The 21,655-nt window shown below is 62.9% G+C and carries 19 protein-coding genes; 11 read left to right on the plus strand and 8 right to left on the minus strand.

Translation table 11 applies throughout. The features are described 5' to 3' along the window. Positions 1-25: 25 nt before the first annotated feature. The 3 genes from NKI39_RS01160 (at position 26) to NKI39_RS01170 (ending at position 2,759) form a co-directional block, all read left to right on the plus strand. Positions 26-859: a chromate resistance protein ChrB domain-containing protein gene (locus NKI39_RS01160; protein ID WP_352830375.1), complete on the plus strand. Its 834-nt coding sequence runs from the start codon at positions 26-28 to the stop codon at positions 857-859. Then, a complete protein-coding gene (gene chrA / locus NKI39_RS01165) occupies positions 856-2,244 on the plus strand; it encodes a chromate efflux transporter (RefSeq protein WP_352813763.1) in 1,389 nt (462 codons plus the stop codon). Before NKI39_RS01160 ends, chrA begins: the two co-directional genes overlap by 4 nt. Positions 2,245-2,360: 116 nt before the next feature. Continuing rightward, positions 2,361-2,759 (plus strand): hypothetical protein, encoded by a 399-nt coding sequence (locus NKI39_RS01170; protein WP_352469996.1) that lies wholly within the window; start codon positions 2,361-2,363, stop codon positions 2,757-2,759. Between the two features lie 46 nt (positions 2,760-2,805). Here NKI39_RS01170 and NKI39_RS01175 read toward each other — a convergent pair whose 3' ends face one another. The 3 genes from NKI39_RS01175 to pdxR form a co-directional block, all read right to left on the minus strand. After that, the gene (locus NKI39_RS01175; protein ID WP_352540459.1) at positions 2,806-4,035 is read right to left on the minus strand and encodes an aromatic ring-hydroxylating oxygenase subunit alpha; all 1,230 of its coding nucleotides are present in this window, start codon (positions 4,033-4,035) and stop codon (positions 2,806-2,808) included. 114 nt (positions 4,036-4,149) lie between these two features. After that, positions 4,150-5,739, minus strand: a complete 1,590-nt coding sequence (locus NKI39_RS01180) for a trimethylamine methyltransferase family protein (RefSeq protein ID WP_352813759.1) — start codon at positions 5,737-5,739, stop codon at positions 4,150-4,152. A gap of 192 nt (positions 5,740-5,931) precedes the next feature. Next, positions 5,932-7,425: a MocR-like pyridoxine biosynthesis transcription factor PdxR gene (gene pdxR, locus NKI39_RS01185; RefSeq protein WP_023676815.1), complete on the minus strand. Its 1,494-nt coding sequence runs from the start codon at positions 7,423-7,425 to the stop codon at positions 5,932-5,934. Between the two features lie 255 nt (positions 7,426-7,680). Here pdxR and pgi point away from each other — a divergent pair, with 255 nt between their 5' ends. Together pgi and NKI39_RS01195 are read left to right on the plus strand one after the other, a co-directional pair. After that, entirely contained in the window at positions 7,681-9,324 is a 1,644-nt protein-coding gene (gene pgi, locus NKI39_RS01190; protein ID WP_352591237.1) for a glucose-6-phosphate isomerase, read from the plus strand. Between the two features lie 5 nt (positions 9,325-9,329). Then, positions 9,330-10,052 carry an HAD family hydrolase gene (locus NKI39_RS01195; RefSeq protein WP_352448533.1) on the plus strand — a complete coding sequence of 241 codons (723 nt, stop codon included), beginning with the start codon at positions 9,330-9,332 and terminating at the stop codon, positions 10,050-10,052. Here NKI39_RS01195 and NKI39_RS01200 read toward each other — a convergent pair. From NKI39_RS01200 to NKI39_RS01210, 3 genes are all read right to left on the minus strand, one after another. Then, positions 10,036-10,770, minus strand: a complete 735-nt coding sequence (locus NKI39_RS01200; protein WP_352830379.1) for a class I SAM-dependent methyltransferase — start codon at positions 10,768-10,770, stop codon at positions 10,036-10,038. The two genes, NKI39_RS01195 and NKI39_RS01200, sit on opposite strands and share 17 nt — an antisense overlap. Before the next feature lie 7 nt (positions 10,771-10,777). After that, a complete protein-coding gene (locus NKI39_RS01205; RefSeq protein WP_352813755.1) occupies positions 10,778-12,523 on the minus strand; it encodes a long-chain fatty acid--CoA ligase in 1,746 nt (581 codons plus the stop codon). Positions 12,524-12,584: 61 nt separating this feature from the next. Further along, the gene (locus NKI39_RS01210; protein WP_352830383.1) at positions 12,585-12,863 is read right to left on the minus strand and encodes a hypothetical protein; all 279 of its coding nucleotides are present in this window, start codon (positions 12,861-12,863) and stop codon (positions 12,585-12,587) included. Between the two features lie 352 nt (positions 12,864-13,215). Here NKI39_RS01210 and NKI39_RS01215 point away from each other — a divergent pair, with 352 nt between their 5' ends. The 5 genes from NKI39_RS01215 to NKI39_RS01235 are packed head-to-tail and all read left to right on the plus strand — an operon-like array spanning position 13,216 to position 18,500. Next, positions 13,216-14,808 carry an ABC transporter substrate-binding protein gene (locus tag NKI39_RS01215; protein ID WP_352448537.1) on the plus strand — a complete coding sequence of 531 codons (1,593 nt, stop codon included), beginning with the start codon at positions 13,216-13,218 and terminating at the stop codon, positions 14,806-14,808. A gap of 58 nt (positions 14,809-14,866) precedes the next feature. Next, a complete protein-coding gene (locus NKI39_RS01220) occupies positions 14,867-15,874 on the plus strand; it encodes an ABC transporter permease subunit (protein ID WP_023676822.1) in 1,008 nt (335 codons plus the stop codon). Between the two features lies 1 nt (position 15,875). Beyond that, positions 15,876-16,793: an ABC transporter permease subunit gene (locus NKI39_RS01225; RefSeq protein ID WP_352813752.1), complete on the plus strand. Its 918-nt coding sequence runs from the start codon at positions 15,876-15,878 to the stop codon at positions 16,791-16,793. Between the two features lie 4 nt (positions 16,794-16,797). Beyond that, on the plus strand, positions 16,798-17,673 hold the full coding sequence (locus NKI39_RS01230) for an ABC transporter ATP-binding protein (RefSeq protein WP_352830386.1): 876 nt from the start codon (positions 16,798-16,800) through the stop codon (positions 17,671-17,673). Continuing rightward, entirely contained in the window at positions 17,670-18,500 is an 831-nt protein-coding gene (locus NKI39_RS01235; RefSeq protein WP_352448539.1) for a dipeptide ABC transporter ATP-binding protein, read from the plus strand. Before NKI39_RS01230 ends, NKI39_RS01235 begins: the two co-directional genes overlap by 4 nt. A 22-nt stretch (positions 18,501-18,522) precedes the next feature. Here NKI39_RS01235 and NKI39_RS01240 read toward each other — a convergent pair whose 3' ends face one another. Next, the gene (locus tag NKI39_RS01240) at positions 18,523-19,443 is read right to left on the minus strand and encodes a LysR family transcriptional regulator (RefSeq protein WP_352813750.1); all 921 of its coding nucleotides are present in this window, start codon (positions 19,441-19,443) and stop codon (positions 18,523-18,525) included. A 93-nt stretch (positions 19,444-19,536) separates the two neighbouring features. Here NKI39_RS01240 and NKI39_RS01245 point away from each other — a divergent pair, with 93 nt between their 5' ends. Further along, positions 19,537-20,409 carry an NAD(P)H-dependent oxidoreductase gene (locus NKI39_RS01245; protein WP_352540503.1) on the plus strand — a complete coding sequence of 291 codons (873 nt, stop codon included), beginning with the start codon at positions 19,537-19,539 and terminating at the stop codon, positions 20,407-20,409. Here the strand turns inward: NKI39_RS01245 and NKI39_RS01250 are convergent. Next, on the minus strand, positions 20,340-21,632 hold the full coding sequence (locus NKI39_RS01250; RefSeq protein WP_352813746.1) for a cysteine desulfurase-like protein: 1,293 nt from the start codon (positions 21,630-21,632) through the stop codon (positions 20,340-20,342). The genes NKI39_RS01245 and NKI39_RS01250 overlap by 70 nt on opposite strands. Between the last annotated feature and the right edge of the window lie 23 nt (positions 21,633-21,655).

A 21,655-nucleotide genomic window follows, 5' to 3' on the forward strand; every position in this document is an offset into this window, starting at 1 on the left:
CTTCTCTTTCCAGGAGGTGGACGCCATGCCGTCGACAACAACCATCACCGTACCGCAACTATCCCGTCTGATTGGTCTGCCGGGTGCACCCGCGATCATCGATGTCCGCATCGACGATGACTACAACGCCGACCCGCGACTGCTGCCGGCGTCGGATCGGCGTGATTTCAGGACTGTCTCGAACTGGGCTGCCGACTTCGCCGGCTGGCAAGTGACAGTCGTCTGCCAACAGGGAAAAAAGCTCTCGCAAGGCGTGGCCGCATGGCTGCGCCACGAGGGCATTGCCGCCGAATCGCTCGACGGCGGGTTTGAAGACTGGCGCGACGCCAAGGGGCTTCTCGTTGACGCCCGCAAGATACCGCCCCGCGATGACAAGGGCCGCACCGTTTGGGTGACGCGTACGCGCCCGAAGGTCGACCGCATCGCCTGCCCCTGGCTGATTCGGCGCTTCATCGATCCTCACGCGGTCTTTCTCTTCGTCGAGCCGGCCGAAGTGTCGGCCGTCGCCGATCGCTTTCAGGCCGTGCCTTTCGACATTGAGAACGTGTTCTGGAGCCATCGCGGCGAACGCTGCACCTTCGACACCATGATCGAGGAGTTCGGGCTTAAATCCGAAGCACTCGATCGCTTGGCCACGATCATACGCGCTGCCGATACTGCGAGCCTCGATCTTGTTCCACAGGCGGCCGGGTTCCTGGCCGCCTCGCTTGGCCTGTCACGGATGTTTCGCAACGATCTGGAGCAGCTCGAGGCCGGCATGCTGCTCTATGATATGTTCTTCCGCTGGTGCCGCGATGCCACCGAGGAGACGCATAACTGGCCGGCCGCCGGCACAGTCAGCGCGGGCAAGCCATCGTGAGCGCCGTCCTATCGAAAAAGCCGGCGGAGATTCAGGAGCCCGCTGTGCCGAGCTTCCGGCAGGCCGTGAAGGTCTGGGCAAAAATCGGCGTGCTCAGCTTTGGCGGCCCGGCCGGGCAGATCGCGCTCATGCACAAGGAACTGGTCGAGGAACGGCGCTGGATCGGCGAACAGCGCTTCCTGCATGCGTTGAACTACTGCATGCTGCTGCCTGGCCCTGAGGCCCAGCAGCTCGCCATCTATATCGGCTGGTTGCTGCACAAAACGGCCGGCGGCCTTGTTGCCGGCATTCTCTTCGTCGTGCCGGGCGCGCTTGTCATGCTCGTCCTGAGCAGCCTTTATGCGCTCTATGGCGATGTACCACTCGTCTCGGCGCTGTTTTTCGGGGTCAAGGCGACCGTGCTCGCCATTGTCATCGAGGCGGTGATCCGGATCGGCAAACGCGCGCTGAAAAACCCGGTCATGGTGTCGATCGCACTCGCTGCCTTCATCGCCATCTACGCGTTGAACGTGCCGTTTCCGCTGATCGTGCTGCTTGCCGGGCTGGCAGGCTGGATCGGCAACCGTAGTGCGCCGGCATTTTTTTCCGGCGCCTCGCATGGCAAGGGCGATGTTCCCGACATAAAGGGCGTGGTCGATCTGATGTTCGAGCGCGGCGAACTGACCCACGTCAGGCCGACACGATGGCACGCGCCGCGCACTTTGGCGATCTGGCTGCCGATCTGGCTGGGGCCTGTTCTGCTGGTCTGGGCTTTCACCGGCCCTGCCAGCGTCTGGACGCAAATCGGTGGCTTCTTCAGTGTCATGGCGGTCGTCACCTTCGGCGGCGCCTACGCAGCCCTTGCCTATGTCGCGCAGGCAGCGGTCGAGTACTTCGGCTGGCTGGCACCCGGTGAAATGGTCGACGGCCTTGGACTTGCCGAAACCACGCCGGGTCCGCTCATCCTGGTCTTGCAGTTCGTCGGCTTCGTTGCCGCGTTCCGCCAGCCGGGCTTGCTGGCGCCGCTGGTTGCCGGACTGTTTGGCGGGCTGTTCACGCTGTGGGCGACGTTTACCCCATGTTTCCTATGGATATTCCTTGGCGCGCCTTACATCGAAGCGCTGCGCGGCAACAAGGCGCTGTCGGCGGCGCTCGGTGCGATCACCGCCGCCGTCGTCGGCGTCATCATGAATCTCGCTCTATGGTTCGGCTTGCACGTCATCTTCGGCGAAGTGCGCAATGTCGGGCTTGGAATGGACGTGCCGGTGCTTTCATCGATAGACTGGCGCGCGGCGCTGCTTTCCTGTGCCTCGATGATCGCCATTCTGAAGCTGAAGATCGGTATGCTGCCGACGCTTGCCGGATCGGCGCTGGCCGGTGTCTTGTTACTGGCGGTAAGTAGCTGATGCCTGCAAGGACTTGAAGCGCATCGCCTGAATCTACTTAAACGCGACGCTTGGATGCCGCTGCCTTTGTATTCCGCTTGTGAACCACCTAACTGGTTGGGAACGGTTGGACCATTATGGCGCAACGGCGTTCTTCCCTCGGCTTCCTTGGAATGTTCGGTCGCTCGGGCGACTTGAGGCAGCTCGACGATGCATTGCGCGGCGCCGATCTGCATCCCGCCCTTGTGCCGGAGGGGGTAAAACTCACGATCGTCAATCTGATGAAGGATCACTGGCCCGACGAGCCGCCGCCGGGCATCTATGCGTCGGTGGCACAATTGTGCAGCTATTGCATCGCGGGTCCCGAAACCTTCGAGCAAGCCAATGGCCATCAACGGACGCTGGAAGCCGAGCGCCGCATCGAGGCGGCACTTGAGGCCGGCGACAGCTTCGACGCACAGATCGTGCTGATGACGCTGCATGCCAAGCTGATCAACGCCGAAGTCGTCGACCGATACGGGCTCAGCGCGGAATGACGCGACAGGCAAGATCTGCCGGATCCCCCCGCGGCAGCCGAGTCGATCAAGCCCGGCTGATCTCCTCAAGATACCAGCCGATGTAGCGCAGTTCGTTGTATTCCATCGGCGCGATCGGCCCCGGCACGAAATAGTGCGAGCGCACGCCACGCGCTGTGTGCTCGATGATCTTCTTGTCCTCTTGGGTGGTGACCTTCCACAGCCAGGTCAGCTTCTCCAGATCGTAGTCCTGGCCCTCGACCGCGTCGCCGCGCACCAGCCAGATCAGCTCCATCTCGCAGGTGCCCGCGGTTTTCGGGATGAAGCGGTAGATCATGCCGTGATCGGGATAGCACACGAGGAAGGTCGTGCCGCCGAGATGGATGGAGGTGACGCCACCGTCATAGTCGGTGAAGCGGCCCATCAGCGGGGCCACCGGCGAGCCATCCTGGCTGCCGCTCGAAACGCCATCATAGAGCGCATAGCGGAAGGTATGGATTGCTTCCTGACCGGCCGCCGAGTTCTGCCAGCGGTTGGCGCTGCCGATCTCGATGCCAAGCGCGCAGGTGCGCTGCTCCATCGCCGCGTTGAGCTGCTCGATCATCTCGGCCGGCTTTTCCAGCGCATGCGTCTGCGAATATTCCGGATGCGCCGGCCCGCAATGGTAGCATTCGACATAGTTCTCGACGGCGAGCTTCCAGTTGGCGTCGAGCGGATAGGACTGGCGATACGCCACCTTGGCGTCGCCCCAGCCATACTGGCCGCAGCTTGTGCGCAGCGACTGTTCGATTGGATCGAAATCGAGCGGCGTCTCCGCGAAGGAAATGAAAACCAGCCCGGAGGCAACGCGGACATGAAGCTTCTTCAGCCCGTGCGCCGTGCGGTCGAAATCCTTCGGCATCAGGCGGGCAGCGCGCAACGACCCGTCATTGGAATAGGTCCAGGCGTGGTAGGGACACACGAACATCTTCGCGTTGCCCTTCTCCTTGGTGCAGACCTCGGCGCCGCGGTGGCGGCAGACATTGAGCATGGCATGCACCGTGCCATCCATGCCGCGCGTCAGGATGACCGCCTCGTCGCCCAGTTTGAACAGCTCGAAATCGCCGGGGTTCGGGATAACGCTGGCATGGGCCAGGCAATGCCAGTGGCGGCGAAAGACACGTTCCATGTCACGCTCGAAGATCGCCGGGTCATGATAGAAGGCACGCACCAGGCCGTGGCCGGGCCGGTGAGACGCCACCAGCCGATCGATCGCGTCGCCGTCGGTGTGGGCTTGCAGGATAGGATGCGCACTCATTTGTCGTTCTGCCCGATGGTTGGTCCTGGGGCAATTCCAGGAAAGCTGTGAAGCGGTTTTCGTCCGGAATTGGCTCTGGGTGGTGGCTGTATGGCTGCACGAACGCGTCTCCGGTCAGCCGCCCATATGCGTACGCGGCAGGTGGATCAGGCTGCCGAAGCGGGCACGCAATCTGTCGTCGACCTGTTTTGGCACGTGGCGCGGAAATCGTTCGGCAAGAACGCGTTTCTTCTCGGTGATCGCACGCAGCAATATATCAGGTCGGCCTTTTTCGTTCCATTCCTTCGGTGAGGAACGATCGGCGAAGGCGGGATAGAGATGATCGGTCTGCATCAGCTTGAGCGTTTGTTCGTTGTCGAGATAGTGGCCTGGGCCTTTGAGGCAGACCTCGGCGATGCTGTCGATCGACAGGGCCTCGTCAGTCACGTCGATGCCACGTGCGCAGCCCAGGCAATGACCGAGCATGTCGTTGTCGATGACCAGGCTCTCCAGGCAGAAGCCGAGCAGCGAGGCATGCATGCCGGCCGCCTCGTAGACGAGGTTGAGGCCGGAGAGGCCGGCCATCACATTGGTGATGCCCTTTTCGTAGCCGGATTGAATGTCGGGCAGTTTCGAATCCGTCATGCCAGCGGCCGAGCCGCCGGGCAGATCATAGAATTGCGCCATCTGGGCGCAGGCCGCCGTTGCCACCGACTGCTCGGCCGACCCGCCGGCCATGGCGCCGGTGCGCAGGTCCGACATGAACGGCCAGGCGCCGAAGATCGCCGGATGGCCCGGCTTGAGCGCGTTGACATAGACCAGGCCGGCCAGTACCTCGGCCACCGCTTGCACGACGGCGCCGGCCATCGCCGCAGGTGCTGTGGTGCCGGACTGGCCGGTCGAGAGCAGCAGGATCGGGATGCCGCCTTCAACGCAAGCCTCGAGCACGCCGCAGGCATCCTCGGCGAACTTCATCGGCGGCACGACGAATGAGTTAGAGTTAGAAACGAATGGCCGGGCGCGGAAATTCTCCTCGCCGCCGGCGATGGCGTACAGCATTTCAAGCGCCGGCTTCACGTTCTCACGCACGGTGAAGGATGTTCCGACGTGCTTCGATGTCCCCATCACACAGGCATAGAGCGTGTTGAAATCCATCTCGAGCGGATCGGCGATGTCGCGCGCCACCATCGGCCGCTGGAAGAAATGGATGTTGTCCAGCCCATCGACGATGCGGGCAGCATCATAAATGTCCTGCAGCTTGGATTCGCGGTACTCGCGCTTCTCCAGATCCACCAGGTGCACGGCGATACCTGCCGTGCCGTAGTGCACGCGCTTGCCCTGGACCACCATGTCGTGCCTGGCGTCCTGGCCATGAAGTGTGAAATGTCGTGCCGCCCGCTGGATGGTGTCGAGCACTAGCGCGCGTGGAAAGCGCACACGGTCGTCGTCGCCACGGACCGCCCCCGCCTTGGTCAGCACCTTTATGCAGGAAGGGATGGCATTGGCGAAACCCACCGTCTCCAGGAGCGTCAGCACGCCCTCGTGGATGCGCTCGCAGTCATCCCCGCGCAGCGGCCCGTAGCTGCCGCCCTCGATGGCCTGGTGTCGTGGTCCGGTGTCCTCCATCAGAGGAGCTGATCGCATGGCATGTCCTGTTTCGCGAAGACCGGAGCGCTGTGGACGACGGTTCGCCGGCGTGTCCTGCTGTTCGACAGCCACTGGCATGGAAGCACTCCACCTTCATCGGCAGGAACGCGCGGCGGTTGGTCCACCATCGGCCTGCTTCGTCCTTCTACACAGCGACTATGCCGCCGGCATTGGCACAGCCTATGTGCCAGCCGGTCCCGTCGAATATGCCAAGGAGCTAAAGAACCGGAGCCGCACCACATGCGCCAGGCTCCGGTCGGGGAAGGGAGATCAGGCCGCTGCCGGCCTGCGTCCAGCTGCCGTCGCCAGTTCGCGGATGCCGGGTTCGATGTGCTGCAACGCGATCGAGGAAATGCCCAAGCGCATGAAACGCGATGGCTTTTCGGTGCGGTCGAAGAAGCGGTCGCCAGGCTCGATGATGACGCTGCGCGAGGCCGCGGCCTCCGCCAGCCCGCGCGAATCGGTGCCGCGCGGCCCCTCGAGCCAGAGCGACGTGCCGCCGGCCGAATCGGTCGAGCGCCACTCCGGTAGGAAGGCGGAAATCGCATGGACCAGACGCTTGCGCCTCTCGTCGAAGGCGCTCGACAGCCGCCGCACCAGCGCCTCGTGATGGCCGAGCGACAGGAAGAGCGCCACGGCGCGCTGGTTGTTCGCCGGCGGATGGCGCAGCATGAAGCGGCGTAGCGCCCGAAGCTCGGAGATCAGCCCGGCCGAGGCGACGATGTAGCCAAGCCTCAGGCCGGGAGCCAGCGTCTTCGACATCGAGCCGACATAGACGACGCGGCCGGAGCGATCGAGGCTCTTCAGCGCCTGCTGCGGCGCCTCGTCCAGGAGCTGGCTGTCATATCCGTCCTCGATGATGATCTGGTTGTGCCGGTTGGCGCGCGCCAAAAGCTCCTGCCGCCGCTCTGCCGACAGCGGCACCATGGTCGGGCAATGGTGGCTGGGCGTGACGAAGACGAAGCCGGAATCATTGGGAATGGCCGAGGTTACGATGCCGGAGTGGTCGACCGGAACCGGCTGGATCTCGGCGCCGGCCAGCCGGAAGATCGAACGTGCATCGGGATAGCCCGGGTCCTCCATCGCCACCTTGGAGCCCTTGGTCATCAACAGCGTCGCCAGCATGTAAAGCGCGTTCTGCGCGCCCAACGTCACGATGATCTCGTCCGGATTGGCGAAGATGCCGCGTCGCGGCAGCAGCCGTGCCTGGATCTGCTCGATCAGGAGCGGATCGTCGCGGTCGACCATGTCGGATGCCCAGTTGCGGATTTCGAGCACCGCCAACGCCATGCGGTTGCACTCGCGCCATTCGGCGGTCGGGAACAGCGCCGGGTCGAATTGGCCATAGACGAAGGGGTATGACGACTTGATCCAGTTGTCGTGCTTGGCCGGCGGCGGCATGTCGCTCGCCGCGATCTGCCGACGCGCCTTCCAGTCGATCTCGTTGGCCTGGTCGGGCGCCTTCTGATGCGGCTTGGCCGGCGTCGCCAGCACTTCGGGATTGACGAAATGGCCGCGGCGCTCGCGCGCCACCAGGAAGCCCTGGTCGACCAGCTGCTGGAAGGCCAGCACCACGGTGCCGCGCGCCACGCCGAGTTTTTCGGCAAGAATCCGGCAGGACGGAAGCGGCATGGAAGCCGCGATCTGCCGGTCGAGGATGGCGGCGACGATCGCCTGGCGGATCTGCGCCTGCAGGGTCTGACCGGATTCCGCCGAAATCCGGAACAGGCCGGACCATATGGCCGTGTCGTTTCGCTGTGGCATGGGAGATGTTCCTCGATGGCCAGCTTTTTTCACGTGGCTGGACCAGTCGAATGTACCGGTGGCACAAGGTGTTGCGCCAATCAATTTTTCTGATCGCTGGGATTTATGCCAGTGATCCTTTGAGCCGGCCCACGCTGCGCTGCGGCATCGCTGCGCATTGAAACAGATGGAATTCGACCCGATAGTTTGCCGCGACGACACGCGCCGGAAACATCCGGCCTGATAAGATGCATCTCAAGAGACCGGAGCGAAGCAGTGGATCAATCGTCCTTTCAAAAGCAGCTCGACGCATTGCGCGATCACCGTGCGGCCAAATCGGGCTCGATGCGCGAGGCTTTCGCTGCCGATCCGCAGCGCTTCGAGAAATTCTCCGCCAGTGACGGCGACCTGCTGCTCGACTGGTCGAAATGCGCGGTCGATGCGCGGACTATGGAGTTGCTGGAGAAACTGGCTGAGGCCGCTGACCTCGAAGGCCGGCGCGACGCGATGTTTGCCGGCAAGAAGATCAACGTCACTGAAGGCCGCGCCGTGCTGCACACGGCGCTGCGCAACCTGACCGGCAAGGGCATCGTGCTCGACGGCCAGGACGTGAAGGCGGAAGTCCTTGCCGTACTCGACGCGATGGGTGCCTTCGCCGACGCGGTGCGTTCCGGCAAGGCGGCCGGCGCGACCGGCAAGAAGATCACCGACATCGTCAACATCGGCATCGGCGGCTCCGATCTCGGCCCGGCCATGGCGACGCTGGCGCTGGCGCCCTATCATGACGGGCCGCGCGCGCATTACGTATCCAATATCGACGGTGCCCATATCCACGACACGCTGAAGGGTCTTTCCGCCGAAACCACCCTGTTCATCATCGCCTCCAAGACCTTCACCACGGTCGAGACGATGACCAATGCCGAAACCGCGCGCAGATGGGTCGAGAAGGCGCTCGGCAAGGAAGCGGTCGGCAAGCATTTCGCCGCCGTCTCGACGGCGCTCGACCTGGTCGCCAAATTCGGCATCGCGCCCGATCGCGTCTTCGGCTTCTGGGACTGGGTCGGCGGGCGCTATTCCGTCTGGGGTGCGATCGGTCTCCCGGTGATGATCGCCATCGGCCCGAAGGATTTTCGCGCCTTTCTCGACGGCGCCCATGAGATGGACGAGCATTTCCGCACCGCCCCGCTGGCGAAGAACCTGCCGGCGCTGATGGGGCTGATTGGCTGGTGGCACCGCGTGATCTGCAAATACCCCGCTCGCGCCGTCATCCCCTACGATCAGCGTCTGTCCAGGCTGCCGGCCTATCTGCAGCAGCTCGACATGGAATCGAACGGCAAGAGCGTCACCCTGGACGGCGGCGCTGTAACGACGCCGACCGGCCCGCTGGTCTGGGGCGAGCCCGGCACCAATGGCCAGCATGCCTTCTTCCAACTTCTGCATCAGGGCACCGATTTCATTCCGGTCGAATTCCTCGCCGCTGCCGTCGGCCACGAGCCGGAACTGAAGCATCACCACGACCTTCTGCTTGCCAATTGCCTGGCGCAGTCGGAAGCCTTCATGAAGGGCCGCACGCTTGAGGAAGCCCGAGCGCAGATGCTGGCGAAAGGCATGAAGCCGGCCGATGTCGACAGGATTGCTCCGCACCGCGTCTTCTCCGGCGACCGCCCCTCAGTGACGATCCTCTACAGGAAACTCGACCCCCACACGTTCGGACGGCTGATTGCGCTTTACGAACACCGCGTCTTCGTCGAAGGCACGCTGTTCAACATCAACTCCTTCGACCAGTGGGGCGTCGAGCTCGGCAAGGAACTGGCGACCGGGCTGCTGCCCGTCGTTGAAGGCAAGGAGAACGCCGCAAAGCGGGATGCCTCGACTGCTGGACTGGTGGAATACATCCACCGCTTGCGCGGCCCGGAGTGAAAAGCTTGGCGGACATCAAGGGAATATTGTTCGACAAGGACGGCACGCTCGTAGATTTCAACGCGACATGGCTGGGCATCGCCGACTTCATGGCGATGGATGCGGCCGAAGGCGATCGCTGGAAAGCAGACAGGCTGCTTGCGGCGGCGGGCTTCGACTTCGCCACCAAGCGCTTCAAGCCGGATTCGATTTTTGCCTCCGGCACCAACATGGACGTCGTCGAGCTGTGGTTTCCACGGCTGTCCGACGAGGACCAGATGCTTGCCGTCGCCCGCTTCAACGCCATCACCTCGGCGCAAGGATCGGCAATGGCGGTGGCGCTGCCGGGCGTGGTCGAGACGCTTGGCCTGCTTCACAGAAAATCCTACCGGCTTGGTGTCGCCACCAACGATTCGACCAGCGGCGCGGAAAAGACCCTGGTCACGCTGGGCGTCGCGCAGCTTTTCGACGCCGCCTATGGTTACGACGCGGTGGCCAATCCAAAACCGGCGCCGGATACGATCCTTGCCTTCTCTGATCTGACGGGGCTCAGGCCCTCGGCAATCGCCATGGTCGGCGACAACCGTCACGATCTTGAAATGGCGCGGGCGGGCGGCTGCGGTCTGGCGGTCGGCGTGCTGTCCGGCACCGGCACACGTGAATCGCTGTCCCAGATAGCCGACGTCATTCTGGATTCGGTGGCCGACCTGCCTGATTTTCTTTCGGCGCGGGTCAGCGAGACAGTCTAGACTCGCAGCTAGCTGGTCCGAACGAGAACACGCCGCTCGGTTTCATCGCCGCATTCCTGCCTTCGCCGACATCCGGCACCTCGTATTCGGCCAGCAGGCGAAGCCGCGAGCGGGGCAGATAGGCGCGGCCCGGATCGCCGATCAGCACGGCGATGCCGGCTGCAAGGCAGCGGTCGAGGAAGGGGACGACCCGGCCGGCGAGATCATGGGCGTAGAACAGGTCGCCGACCACCACGACATCCACCGGTGGCGGCGGACCGCTGGTGATGTCTTCGCCAATGATCATGATAGCGACGCCGTTCGCAGTCGCGTTGAGGCCGAGTGCAACCACACCGTTGCGATCGATCTCGGCCGCGACGACCGCGCTTGCCCCGGCTTTTGCCGCTGCAATGCCGACGAGACCCGAACCGGCGCCGAGGTCGAGCACGCGACGGCCGGCCACGGTCTCCGGCCGGTCGAATATGTAGCGGGCGAGCACCGCGCCGCCGGCCCAGACATAGGCCCAGTACGGTGGCTCCGGTTCAGGTCCGTCTTCTTCGGTCGCATGTTGGTTCCATTCGAGAAGCCGCCTGAGCCCGCTTCCCGGATGGGCGGTGTAAAGCCGAATTTCGGGAAGCGCGGGCACGGGGGCGATCCGCATGTTCGCCCGGATGAACTGTGCCGGGTCCGGGCGCGAACCTATGCTCACGGCGTTGGCGCCGGCGATGCAATCGCTCAAGCTGCGCCTAGCCCCGCAACGCCCGGCGCAGGATCTTGCCGACCGGTGTCTTCGGCAGCTCGGTGCGGAACTCAATATACCTGGGACGCTTGTAGCCGGTCAGGTTCTCACGGCAATAAGCCGTCAGCATGTCGGCGGTCAGTGCCGGGTCCTTCTTGACGACGAACAGCTTCGGCACTTCACCCGAATGCTCGTCCGGCACGCCGATCGCGGCAACTTCGAGTACGCCTGGATGCTGCGCCACCACTTCCTCGAGTTCGTTCGGATAGACGTTGAAGCCGGAAACCAGGATCATGTCCTTCTTGCGGTCGACGATCTTGGTGTAGCCAAGCTCGTCCATGAAGCCCATGTCGCCCGATTTGAAGAAGCCGTCCTCGGTCATCACCTTGGCGGTCTCGTCCGGCCGGTTCCAGTAGCCGGCCATCACCTGCGGTCCGCGGATGCAGATTTCGCCGACTTCGCCGAGCGGCAAATTGTTGCCGTCGTCGTCGCGGATCGCGATCTCGGTCGAGGGCAGCGGCAGGCCGATCGTGCCGGTGTAAACGCCGTCGCTGAATTTGTTGATCGTTGCTCCCGGCGAGGTCTCGGTGAGCCCGTAGGCCTCGCTGATCGGGCAGCCGGTCAGCACCTTCCAGCGTTCGGCGATGGCCCTCTGCACCGGCATGCCGCCACCCAGCGTCAGGATCAGCGGCTTGAAATCGAGCTTGCGAAAATCCTCATTATTGAGCAGCGCATTGAACAGCGTGTTGAGGCCCGGAAAGATGTGGATCGGGTATTTCTGCAGCTCCTTGACGAAGCCGGGAATGTCGCGCGGATTGGGGATGAGGACATTCTGCGCGCCTTGCTGCATGCCTACCAGCACGTTCGCCGTCAGCGCAAAAATGTGATAGAGCGGCAGCGCGCAGAGGAAGTTCAGATGCGCCGGCTTCGGCTTGACGGTAAAAGCGTCTTCGGCCCACAGCGCGTTCTGCGCGACGTTCGCCAAAATGTTGCTGTGCAAAAGCATCGCGCCCTTGGAGATGCCGGTCGTGCCGCCCGTGTATTGCAGGAAGGCGATGTCGTCGGCCGTGACCCTTGCGGGCCTGAAGGCCTTGCCGGTGCCCGCCTTCAGCGCGGCGTTGAACTTGACATGGCCGGGCAGCGACCATGCCGGCACCATCTTCTTGACGCGGCGTACAACGAAGTTGACGATCGTTCCCTTGAGCCCGCCGAGCATGTCGCCCATCGAGGCGACCACGACATGCTTGACCGCGGTCCTGGCGATCACCGCTTGCAGGGTGCAGGCAAAATTTTCGAGGATGACAATGGCTTGAGCGCCGGAATCCTTGAGCTGGTGCTCCAGCTCGCGCGGCGTGTAGAGCGGATTGATGTTTACCACGACATAGCCGGCGCGAAGCACTGCCATCATCGCCACCGGATATTGCAGCACATTCGGCATCATCAGGGCGACGCGCGCGCCCTTCTGCAGCCCCGTTGATTGCAGATAGGCGCCGAAGGCGGCCGACTGTCGCTCGAGATCGGCATAGGTGATCGATTTACCCATGCAGACGAAGGCCGGCCGGCTTGCAAACTGCTTGCACACGGCGACGAGAAAGTCGCCGATCGAGCTGGAGGGCAGGGCGCCGATCTCGGCCGGCACGATCTTTGGGTAACTCTGGAGCCACGGTTTTTCCGGCAGGCCGGCGGCCAGCGACGTGATCGCCTTTGGTAATCTCTTGGCCGGACCTGCCGGCGGTCGGCGCGCTGTCGGCACTGCCTTCGCCGCCGGCTTGGCGGCAGACTTTGCAGCAGGCGCCGTCTTGCCGGGTGCCGGTTTAGCAGCCGCTCCAGCCGTGGTCTTCGCCGCCGGCTTCGCGGTTGCCTTCGCGGTAGCCGTCGGCTTGGCGGCGGCCGCTTTTGACTTGACTGCTTTCGATGTTGCCTCGGCCTTTGCTTTCGCCGCGTTGGTTGTCTTTGCCGGTTTTGCCACCTGTCGCTCCCTCAATCGTTCTTATTGTTTCGGCATGCTTGCGCGCCACCACCGCCCTGATCACAACGATATCCCACGCTTGCCGCAATGTCCGGAACGTGGGAAAATCCGGCACGCTGCCCACCTATCTATGTATTGCCACAAGCGACGGCCGTGCAAGCCTCGCCACCTGGAGTGCGGTAAGACTTGCCGTCAAACCTCTCGGCCGCGACCGGTTTTCGGATGCGCATCTCTTGAACCGAACGGCTCGATTCCCACAGTTGGCGGCATCGCCGATCAACAAAAAATTGAAGTCGCTAATAATGTCGTGATCTGCGGATTCGGCTCGTTTTTTCCACAATTTGCCGCGTGCCGGAATTTTTTTCTGCTTCCCGTGGGTTAGGCAAACAAGCAGTTCCAAAGCTAGAAAAACGGTGCTTATATGCGGCCTTCGCGAGCCTGATAGAGGGGCTTGGAAGAACATCAGGGAGTGCTCAATGAAAAAGAAACTGACTTTTGCAGCCGCGTTGCTGGCTGCAAGCGTCCTCGGCGGCATGGCCAATGCAAAACAACTGGTCTATTGCTCGGAGGCTTCGCCGGCCGGCTTCGACCCGTCGCCATGGAGCGGCGGCAACGACTTCGACGCCTCGTCGCGCACCATCTATTCGCGCCTGGTCGAGTTCGAGCATGGCAAGACCACCATCTCGCCCGGCCTGGCCGAGAGCTGGACGGTTTCCGACGACGGTCTCGAATACACCTTCAAGCTTCGCCCGGGTGTGAAATTCCAGACGACCGATTATTTCACGCCGACGCGCGACCTCAACGCAGACGACGTGATCTTTTCCTTCGAACGCCAGTGGAAGAAAGAAAGCCCGTGGTACAGCTATCTGGAAGGCACCGGCTGGGAATATTTCACCGGCATGGGCTTTCCCGATCTCCTGAAGGAAATCGTCAAGGTCGACGACCTGACGGTGAAATTCGTGCTGAACAAGCCTGAAGTCGCGTTCCTGCCGGACCTCGGCATGGATTTCGCCTCGATCGTCTCCAAGGAATATGCCGACCAACTCGACAAGGCCGGCACCAGGCAGCAGTTCACCCAGAAGCCGGTCGGCACTGGTCCGTTCCAGTTCGTCGACTATCAGGTCGATGCGGTCGTGCGCTATGCAGCATGGGACGGCTACTATGGCGGGCGACAGAAGATCGACGATCTGATCTTCGCCATCACGCCCGATCCGGCCGTACGCGCGCAGAAGCTGAAGGCGGGCGAGTGCGATATCATGTCATACCCGGCGCCGGCCGACATTGCCGGACTGCAGGCTGACGCGAACCTCAAGGTCGACGAGCAGGAAGGCCTGAACATCGGCTACATGGCTTACAACACGACGCAGCCGCCCTTCGACAAGGTCGAGGTCCGCAAGGCCCTCAACATGGCGGTAAACAAGAAGGCGATCATCGACGCGGTCTATCAGGGCGCCGGCGCGCCGGCCATCAACCCGATCCCGCCGACCATGTGGTCCTATAACAAGGACATCAAGGACGATCCCTATGATCCGGAGGCGGCCAAGAAGATGCTGGCCGATGCAGGCGTCAAGGATCTGTCGATGAAGATCTGGGCTATGCCGGTCAGCCGCCCCTACAACCCGAACGCCCAGCGCGTCGCCGAGTTGATCCAGGCCGACTATGCCGCCGTCGGCGTCAAGGCGGAGATCGTCAGTTACGAATGGACCGAGTATCGCCAGCGCGGCAAGGCTAAGGATCGCGACGGCGCCTTCCAACTGGGCTGGACCGGTGACAATGGCGATCCGGACAACTTCTTTTTCCTGCTCGGTTGCGATGCCATCGGCCAGTCCAATTATGCGATCTGGTGCAACCAGGAATTCGAAGCCCTGCTGAAAAAAGGCAAGGCGACGACGGACGTCGCCGAGCGCACCAAGATCTACGAGGAAGCTCAGGTGGTGTTCAAGCGTGAGGCTCCGTGGCTGACCATCGCCCACTCCAAGGTCTTCATGCCGATGAACAAGAAGGTGTCGGGCTTCGTTATGGACCCGCTCGGCATTCATCGGTTTGACGGCGTCGACGTCACCGAATAAGTCCTGAGAAATTGAACGGCGGCGCTGGACTTCCCGCGCCGCCGTTCTATGAAGCAAGATGCTCCGTTATCTCCTCCACAAGCTCGCTTTGATCATCCCGACCGTGTTCGGCATATCGCTGGCGGCGTTTGCTTTCGTCCGGCTTCTGCCCGGCGATCCTATCCTGGCCCTGGCGGGCGAGCGCGGCGTCAGCCCCGAGCGCTACGCCCAGCTCATCGAGCAGTTTGGCTACAACCGGCCCTATGTCATCCAATACCTGGAATATATCGGCAGGGTCCTGACCGGCGATTTCGGCATATCTATTGCCACCAAGCGGCCAGTGCTCGGCGAATTCCAGGCGCTGTTTCCAGCCACGCTGGAACTGGCGACAGTGGCGTTGATCATCGCCGTCCTGCTCGGCATTCCTGCCGGTATCTTCGCCGCGGTCAAGCGCGGCTCGTGGTTCGACCAGGCTACGATGGGTGTCGCGCTGACCGGATATTCGATGCCGATCTTCTGGTGGGGGTTGCTGCTCATTATCTTCTTCTCCGGCTATCTCGGCTGGACGCCGGTTTCCGGCCGCATCGGCCTGCAGTATTTCTTCAGGCCGACGACCGGGTTCATGCTCATCGACAGCCTGATCTCCGGCAGGAGCGGGGCTTTCAAATCTGCCGTCAGCCATTTGATCCTGCCGTCGATCGTGCTGGCGACGATCCCGCTTGCCGTCATAGCGCGCCAGACGCGCTCGGCGATGCTCGAGGTGCTGGGCGAGGACTATGTCCGCACCGCGCGCGCTAAGGGCCTGGCGCCTCGCCGCGTCATCGGTCTGCACGCTTTTCGCAACGCGCTGATCCCGGTAGTCACCACCATTGGACTGCAGGTCGGCACCTTGATGGCGGGCGCCATTCTGACCGAGACCATTTTTTCCTGGCCGGGCATCGGCAAATGGATGATCGATGCCATCGGCAAGCGCGACTATGTCGTCGTCCAGAGCGGATTGCTGATCATCGCGCTGATCGTCATGGCGGTGAACCTGATCGTCGACGTGCTCTACGCCGTCATCAATCCGCGCATCCGGGTGCAGTGAGATGACCGACGAATCCGCCGCCGAAGCTACCGCCGCCTCCATCCCGACAGGCGGCAGGCAACGGGCTTTCGCCGAGTTCTGGCACTACTTCTCGATGAACACCGGCGCGGTCATCGGCCTTGTCGCGTTTTCGGCGCTGGTGCTGGTGGCGATCTTTGCGCCGTTCGTCGCCCCACATTCGCCCGACGAGCAGTTTCGCGATGCGCTGCTGGCACCCCCTGCCTGGCAGGAAGGCGGCAAATCGATGTTCCTGCTCGGCACCGACGCGGTCGGCCGCGACATGCTTTCACGGTTGATCTTCGGGGCGCGTTTCTCGCTGTTCATCGGTCTGGTGGTCGTTGTCTTCTCGCTCACCAGCGGCATCGTGCTTGGCGTGCTCGCCGGCTATTTCCGTGGCTGGGTCGACACTCTGATCATGCGCATCATGGATATCATCCTGGCCTTCCCGTCGCTGCTTCTGGCGCTGGTGCTGGTGGCGATCCTCGGCCCGGGCCTGTTCAATGCCATGCTGGCGATCGCGCTGGTGCTGCAGCCGCATTTCGCGCGCCTCACCCGCGCCGCCGTGATGGCCGAAAAGAACCGCGAATATGTCATCTCCGCCAAGGTGGCTGGTGCCGGTCATCTTCGCTTGATGGTGAGGACGATCCTGCCGAACTGCCTGGCACCGCTGATCGTGCAGGCGACGTTGTCCTTCTCCAACGCTATTCTCGAGGCTGCGGCGCTCGGCTTCCTCGGTGTCGGTGCGCAGCCGCCGACGCCGGAATGGGGCACGATGCTCGCCTCGGCGCGCGAGTTCATCCTGCGCGCGCCTTGGGTGGTGACCTTCCCCGGCCTTGCCATCCTGATCACTGTGCTTGCCATCAATCTGATCGGCGACGGCTTGCGCGATGCCTTCGATCCCAAGCTGAAGAGGTCATAATCCAATGCCTCTTCTCGAGATCAAGAACCTGACCGTTTCCTTCGACACCGTCGCTGGACCATTCATGGCGGTACAAGGCATCGACCTGTCGGTCGAACCGCGCGAGGTGCTGGCGATCGTCGGCGAATCCGGTTCGGGCAAGTCGGTGGCGATGCTGGCGGTGATGGGGCTTTTGCCCAACACCGCGACGGTGAGGGCCGACCGCATGGCCTTCGACGGCATCGACCTGCTCAAGCTCGGCCCATCCGAGCGGCGCAAGATCGTCGGCAAGGACATTTCGATGATCTTCCAGGAGCCGGTCGCCAGCCTCAACCCGTGCTTCACCGTCGGCTTCCAGATCGAGGAGGTGCTGCGCTTCCATATGGGCATGGACCGCGCCCAGCGCCGGGCGCGTGCCATCGAATTGATGAAGTTGGTCGGCATCGCCGACCCCGAGGAACGGCTGGGCTCCTTCCCGCACCAGATGTCGGGTGGTCAGTGTCAGCGCGTCATGATCGCCATCGCCATCGCCTGCAATCCCAAGCTTTTGATCGCCGACGAGCCAACCACGGCGCTCGATGTCACCATCCAGAAGCAGATCCTCGATCTGCTGGTCGGCCTGCAGGCCAAATATGGCATGGGCCTGATCATGATCACCCACAATATGGGGGTGGTTGCCGAGACCGCCGACCGTGTCATCGTCCAGTACAAGGGCCGCAAGATGGAAGAGGCCGACGTGCTGTCGCTGTTCGAGTCCCCCAAGAGCAACTACACGCGCGCGCTCCTGTCGGCGCTGCCCGAAAATGCCGTCGGCGACCGGTTGCCTACTGTTTCCGACATGCTGTTTGAGCCGGCCCCATCTGTAGTCGCAGCCCGGTCCGCAGGAGGAACCGCCTCATGAGCGTGACGGTAGTCGAAGGCAAGAACATCGTGCGCGACTATCATGTCGGTGGCGGGCTTTTCCGCCCCTCCCGTACGGTTCATGCGGTCAAGGGTGTTTCGTTCAGCGTCGACAAGGGCAAGACGCTGGCCATCGTCGGCGAGAGCGGCTGCGGCAAGTCAACACTCGCCCGCATCATCACCCTGATCGACCCGGCGACCTCCGGCGAGCTTTTCATCGACGGCAAGAAGGTAGACATCGGCAGGAACGGCCTGTCGAAGGAAATGCGCCGCAAGGTCCAGATCGTCTTCCAAAACCCTTATGGTTCGCTCAATCCACGCCAGAAGATCGGCGACGTGCTTGCCGAGCCGCTGCTCATCAACACCGACAGCACGGCCGACGAGCGGCGCGATCTTGCCATGAAGATGCTAAAGAAGGTCGGTCTCGGCCCCGAGCACTTTAATCGCTACCCGCATATGTTTTCGGGCGGCCAGCGCCAGCGGATCGCCATCGCCCGCGCGCTGATGCTCAACCCCAGCCTTCTGGTGCTGGACGAGCCGGTCTCGGCACTTGATCTTTCGGTGCAGGCGCAGGTGCTGAACCTGCTCGCCGACCTGCAGGACGAGTTTCAGCTAACCTATGTTTTCATCAGCCACGACCTGTCGGTGGTGCGGTACATCGCCGACGACGTGATGGTAATGTATTTCGGCGAAGCGGTCGAATACGGCTCGCGCGACGAGGTCTTCGCCGACCCCAAACACAGCTACACCAGGACGCTGTTCGCGGCGACGCCACGTGCCGACGTTGCCAGCATCAAGGCACGTTTGGCGAAGAAGAAGGCCGCCTGATCCGGCGAGGTTTGCCGGCCGGCTACCGCTTCTCGATCCCCGGAATGTCGGAGATCTGCTCGGCGAGAAAGTCGACCAGCAGCCGCACCCGGGCAATGCCCGCACGCTCCGGAACGATCAGCATGCTCAGCGGGACGGGAGGCGGAAAATAGCCCGGCAGGACCACTTCCAGGCGGCCGGCCGCCAGGAGATCGTCGACAAGCCAATGGTGGGCGGGTGCGATACCGCGTCCGGCGACAATGGCTTCGCGCGCGGCAAGCCCATGGTCGACGCGAAATCGACCGCCAAAGGGCACCGCAAAGCGTTTGCCGACCGGCCCCTGCAGGGCGAGTGTGTCGCTTCCCGCGATGTTCGACATCCGGATGCCTTCATGGCCAGGCAGATCCTGCGGGACAGCCGGTCTGCCCCGCGCCGCCAGATAGGCCGGCGCCGCCACCAGCAGACGCCGGGATTGCCCGAGCGCCCGCAGTTTCATTGAGCTGTCGGTGAGCGGACCCAGGCGAAGCGCGATGTCGACGCCCTCCCGCACAAGGTCGATGCGCTCGTCGGTGAGGCTAAGATCGATGCCGATATCGCGATAGCGATCCTGAAAGGCGAAGATCAGCCGGCTGACGTGCAAGACCCCGAGCGCCGCCGTGCAGGATATCCGGATCGTGCCGACCGACGCGCCGCGCGTGCCCCGCGCCTCATCGCCGGCCTGCTCAACGAGGCGCAGGACCTGGACGCTGTCGCCATAGTAACGGCTGCCTTCATCGGTCATCGTCACACGCCGGGTGGTCCTGCTGAGCAAGGGCACTCCGACGGCCTCCTCGAGTTCTCGCAAATGCCGTGTGACCGTCGACTGCCCAACTCCGAGCTCGCGCGCCACCGCCGAGAGGCTGCCGCGCTCGGCGACGCGAACGAAGGTGCGCATGCGCTCGAGAGTGACGTCCGATCTATCCATTATTCGGCATTATCTTATACATTTCCTACATATAGTGGATCATCCCGCGGCTCGCTACCTTTGGTGTCTATCGTCCTTCTTCGGAGTAGACCCATGAAAGTCCTGCTTGTTTTTGCTCATCCTGAACCGCGTTCGCTCAACGGCGCGCTGCGTGACGTCGCCATCAGGGAACTCGAGGCCCAAGGCCACGAGGTGCGGGTGTCGGACCTCTATGCCGACGGCTGGAAAGCCGAGGTGGACCGTGCCGACTTTCCGTCGTGGCCGCCCGAAGCACGCTTCCTGCCGGCCGGCGCCTCCAAAAAGGCTTTTGCGACCAACACTCTGACCGATGACGTCAAAGCCGAGATCGACAAACTGCTATGGGCCGACACCCTGATCCTCCAGTTCCCGCTGTGGTGGTACGCCATGCCGGCGATCCTCAAGGGCTGGGTCGATCGCGTGTACGCCTACGGCTTCGCCTATGGCGTTGGCGAGCACAGCGACAAGCGGTGGGGTGACCGCTTTGGTGAGGGAACGCTCGCCGGCAAACGCGCAATGCTGATCGTGACCGCAGGCGGCTGGGAAGAGCATTACTCCGCCCGCGGCGTCAACGGCCCGATCGACGACCTGCTGTTCCCGATCAATCACGGGATTCTATACTATCCGGGCTACGACGTGCTTCCGCCGTTCGTGGTTTACAGGGTGGACCGTTTCGGGGAGGCGGATTTCGAGCCTGTCGCGGAGCGACTGCGCGAAAGGATGCGAACGCTCGAGACAATCCGGCCCATTCGTTATCGGCAGCAGAATGGCGGCGATTACTTGATCCCAAGCATGCAATTGCGCCCCGGCTTGGAGAACCCGGGTGCGACCGCCTTTGCGCTTCACGAGGATCGCGCCGGCGCCGCCGCCCACTCCGATCAGGACAGCCGGGCGATGATGGTGCGCAGCGCCTCGCCGAAGCGCCGGACTTCCTCGATCGTATTGTAATGCACCAGCGAGGCGCGCACGGCGCCACTGTCCATGCTGAGGTTGAGCCGCTTCATCAGGCGCGGCGCATACATGTGGCCGTCGCGAATGCCGATCTGCATCTCGGCCATTTCCTCGACGATCCTCTGCGGCGACAGCGTGTCGACATTGAAGCAGAAGGTCGGCACGCGCTCGCTGAGGCGTGCCTCGTCGGCCACGCCGTAGATCGTCGCGCCGCAATCTTTGAGCACCGCCAGCATTTCGCGCGCCAGCACCTGTTCGTAGTCGCGGATGGCATTCATGCCGGCGACGATGTTGTCGCGGCGCGACCGGTTATTCTCGGACAAGAAATTGCGGCCGACCGATTCGAGGTAGCGCACCGCGGCATCCATGCCGGAGACGTTCTCGTAGATGAACGTGCCGGCTTCGATTTTGTGGGGCGGCTCGTCGGGGATGAAATCCTCGCGGAAGGTCGGCAGGCGCTTCAGTGTTTCGAAGCGGCCCCACAGGAAGCCCATATGCGGCGAGAAATTCTTGTAGCCGGAGCAGACCAGATAGTCGCAATCCCAGGCCTGCACATCGATCAGCCCGTGCGGCCCGTAATGCACGCAGTCGAGGAACACTTCGGCGCCTGCCGCATGCGCAATCGCAGCCACGGAGGCAACGTCGACAATCGAGCCGATCGAATGGGCCGTGACCGTGCAGGCGACGAGCCGGGTGCGCTCTGAGACCAGCGGGCGCAAATCGTCGACATGCAGATTGCCGTCGTCGCGCATCCGCCACCATTTGAACTTGGCCCCGGCGGGCGCCAGCGCCAGCCACGTCGCGATATTGGCGTCGTGATCCATGTCGGTGATGACGATCTCGTCACGCTCCCCGTTTGGGCGCTCGGAAAGCATCTGGCCGATGCCGAGGCTGACCAGGCGGATGAACGAAGTGGCGTTCATGCCGAAACAGATCTCCGCCGGGTTGGTGGCGTTGATCAGCAAGGCCACGCTTTCGCGAGCGCCGGCGACGGCTTGGTCGACGGTGACGCTGCGGCCATAGCGGCCGCCGCGCTGCACATTATGCGCGACCAAATGGTTGGTGACCGCATCGAGCACGCTTTGCGGGATCTGCGCGCCGGCTGCATTGTCCATGAAGACGAAGTCCCCGGCTTGCTGCAAGGCGGGAAACATGGCGCGGATCGTCTCGACTGGGAAAGCTGCGGCATCGCCGGTTTTCGAAATCTGATGCTGGTTCAAGGTCGTCTCCTGCGAAGTGCGCT

The organism is Mesorhizobium sp. M0664 (assembly GCF_040320565.1).
Taxonomy (GTDB): Bacteria; Pseudomonadota; Alphaproteobacteria; order Rhizobiales; family Rhizobiaceae; genus Mesorhizobium.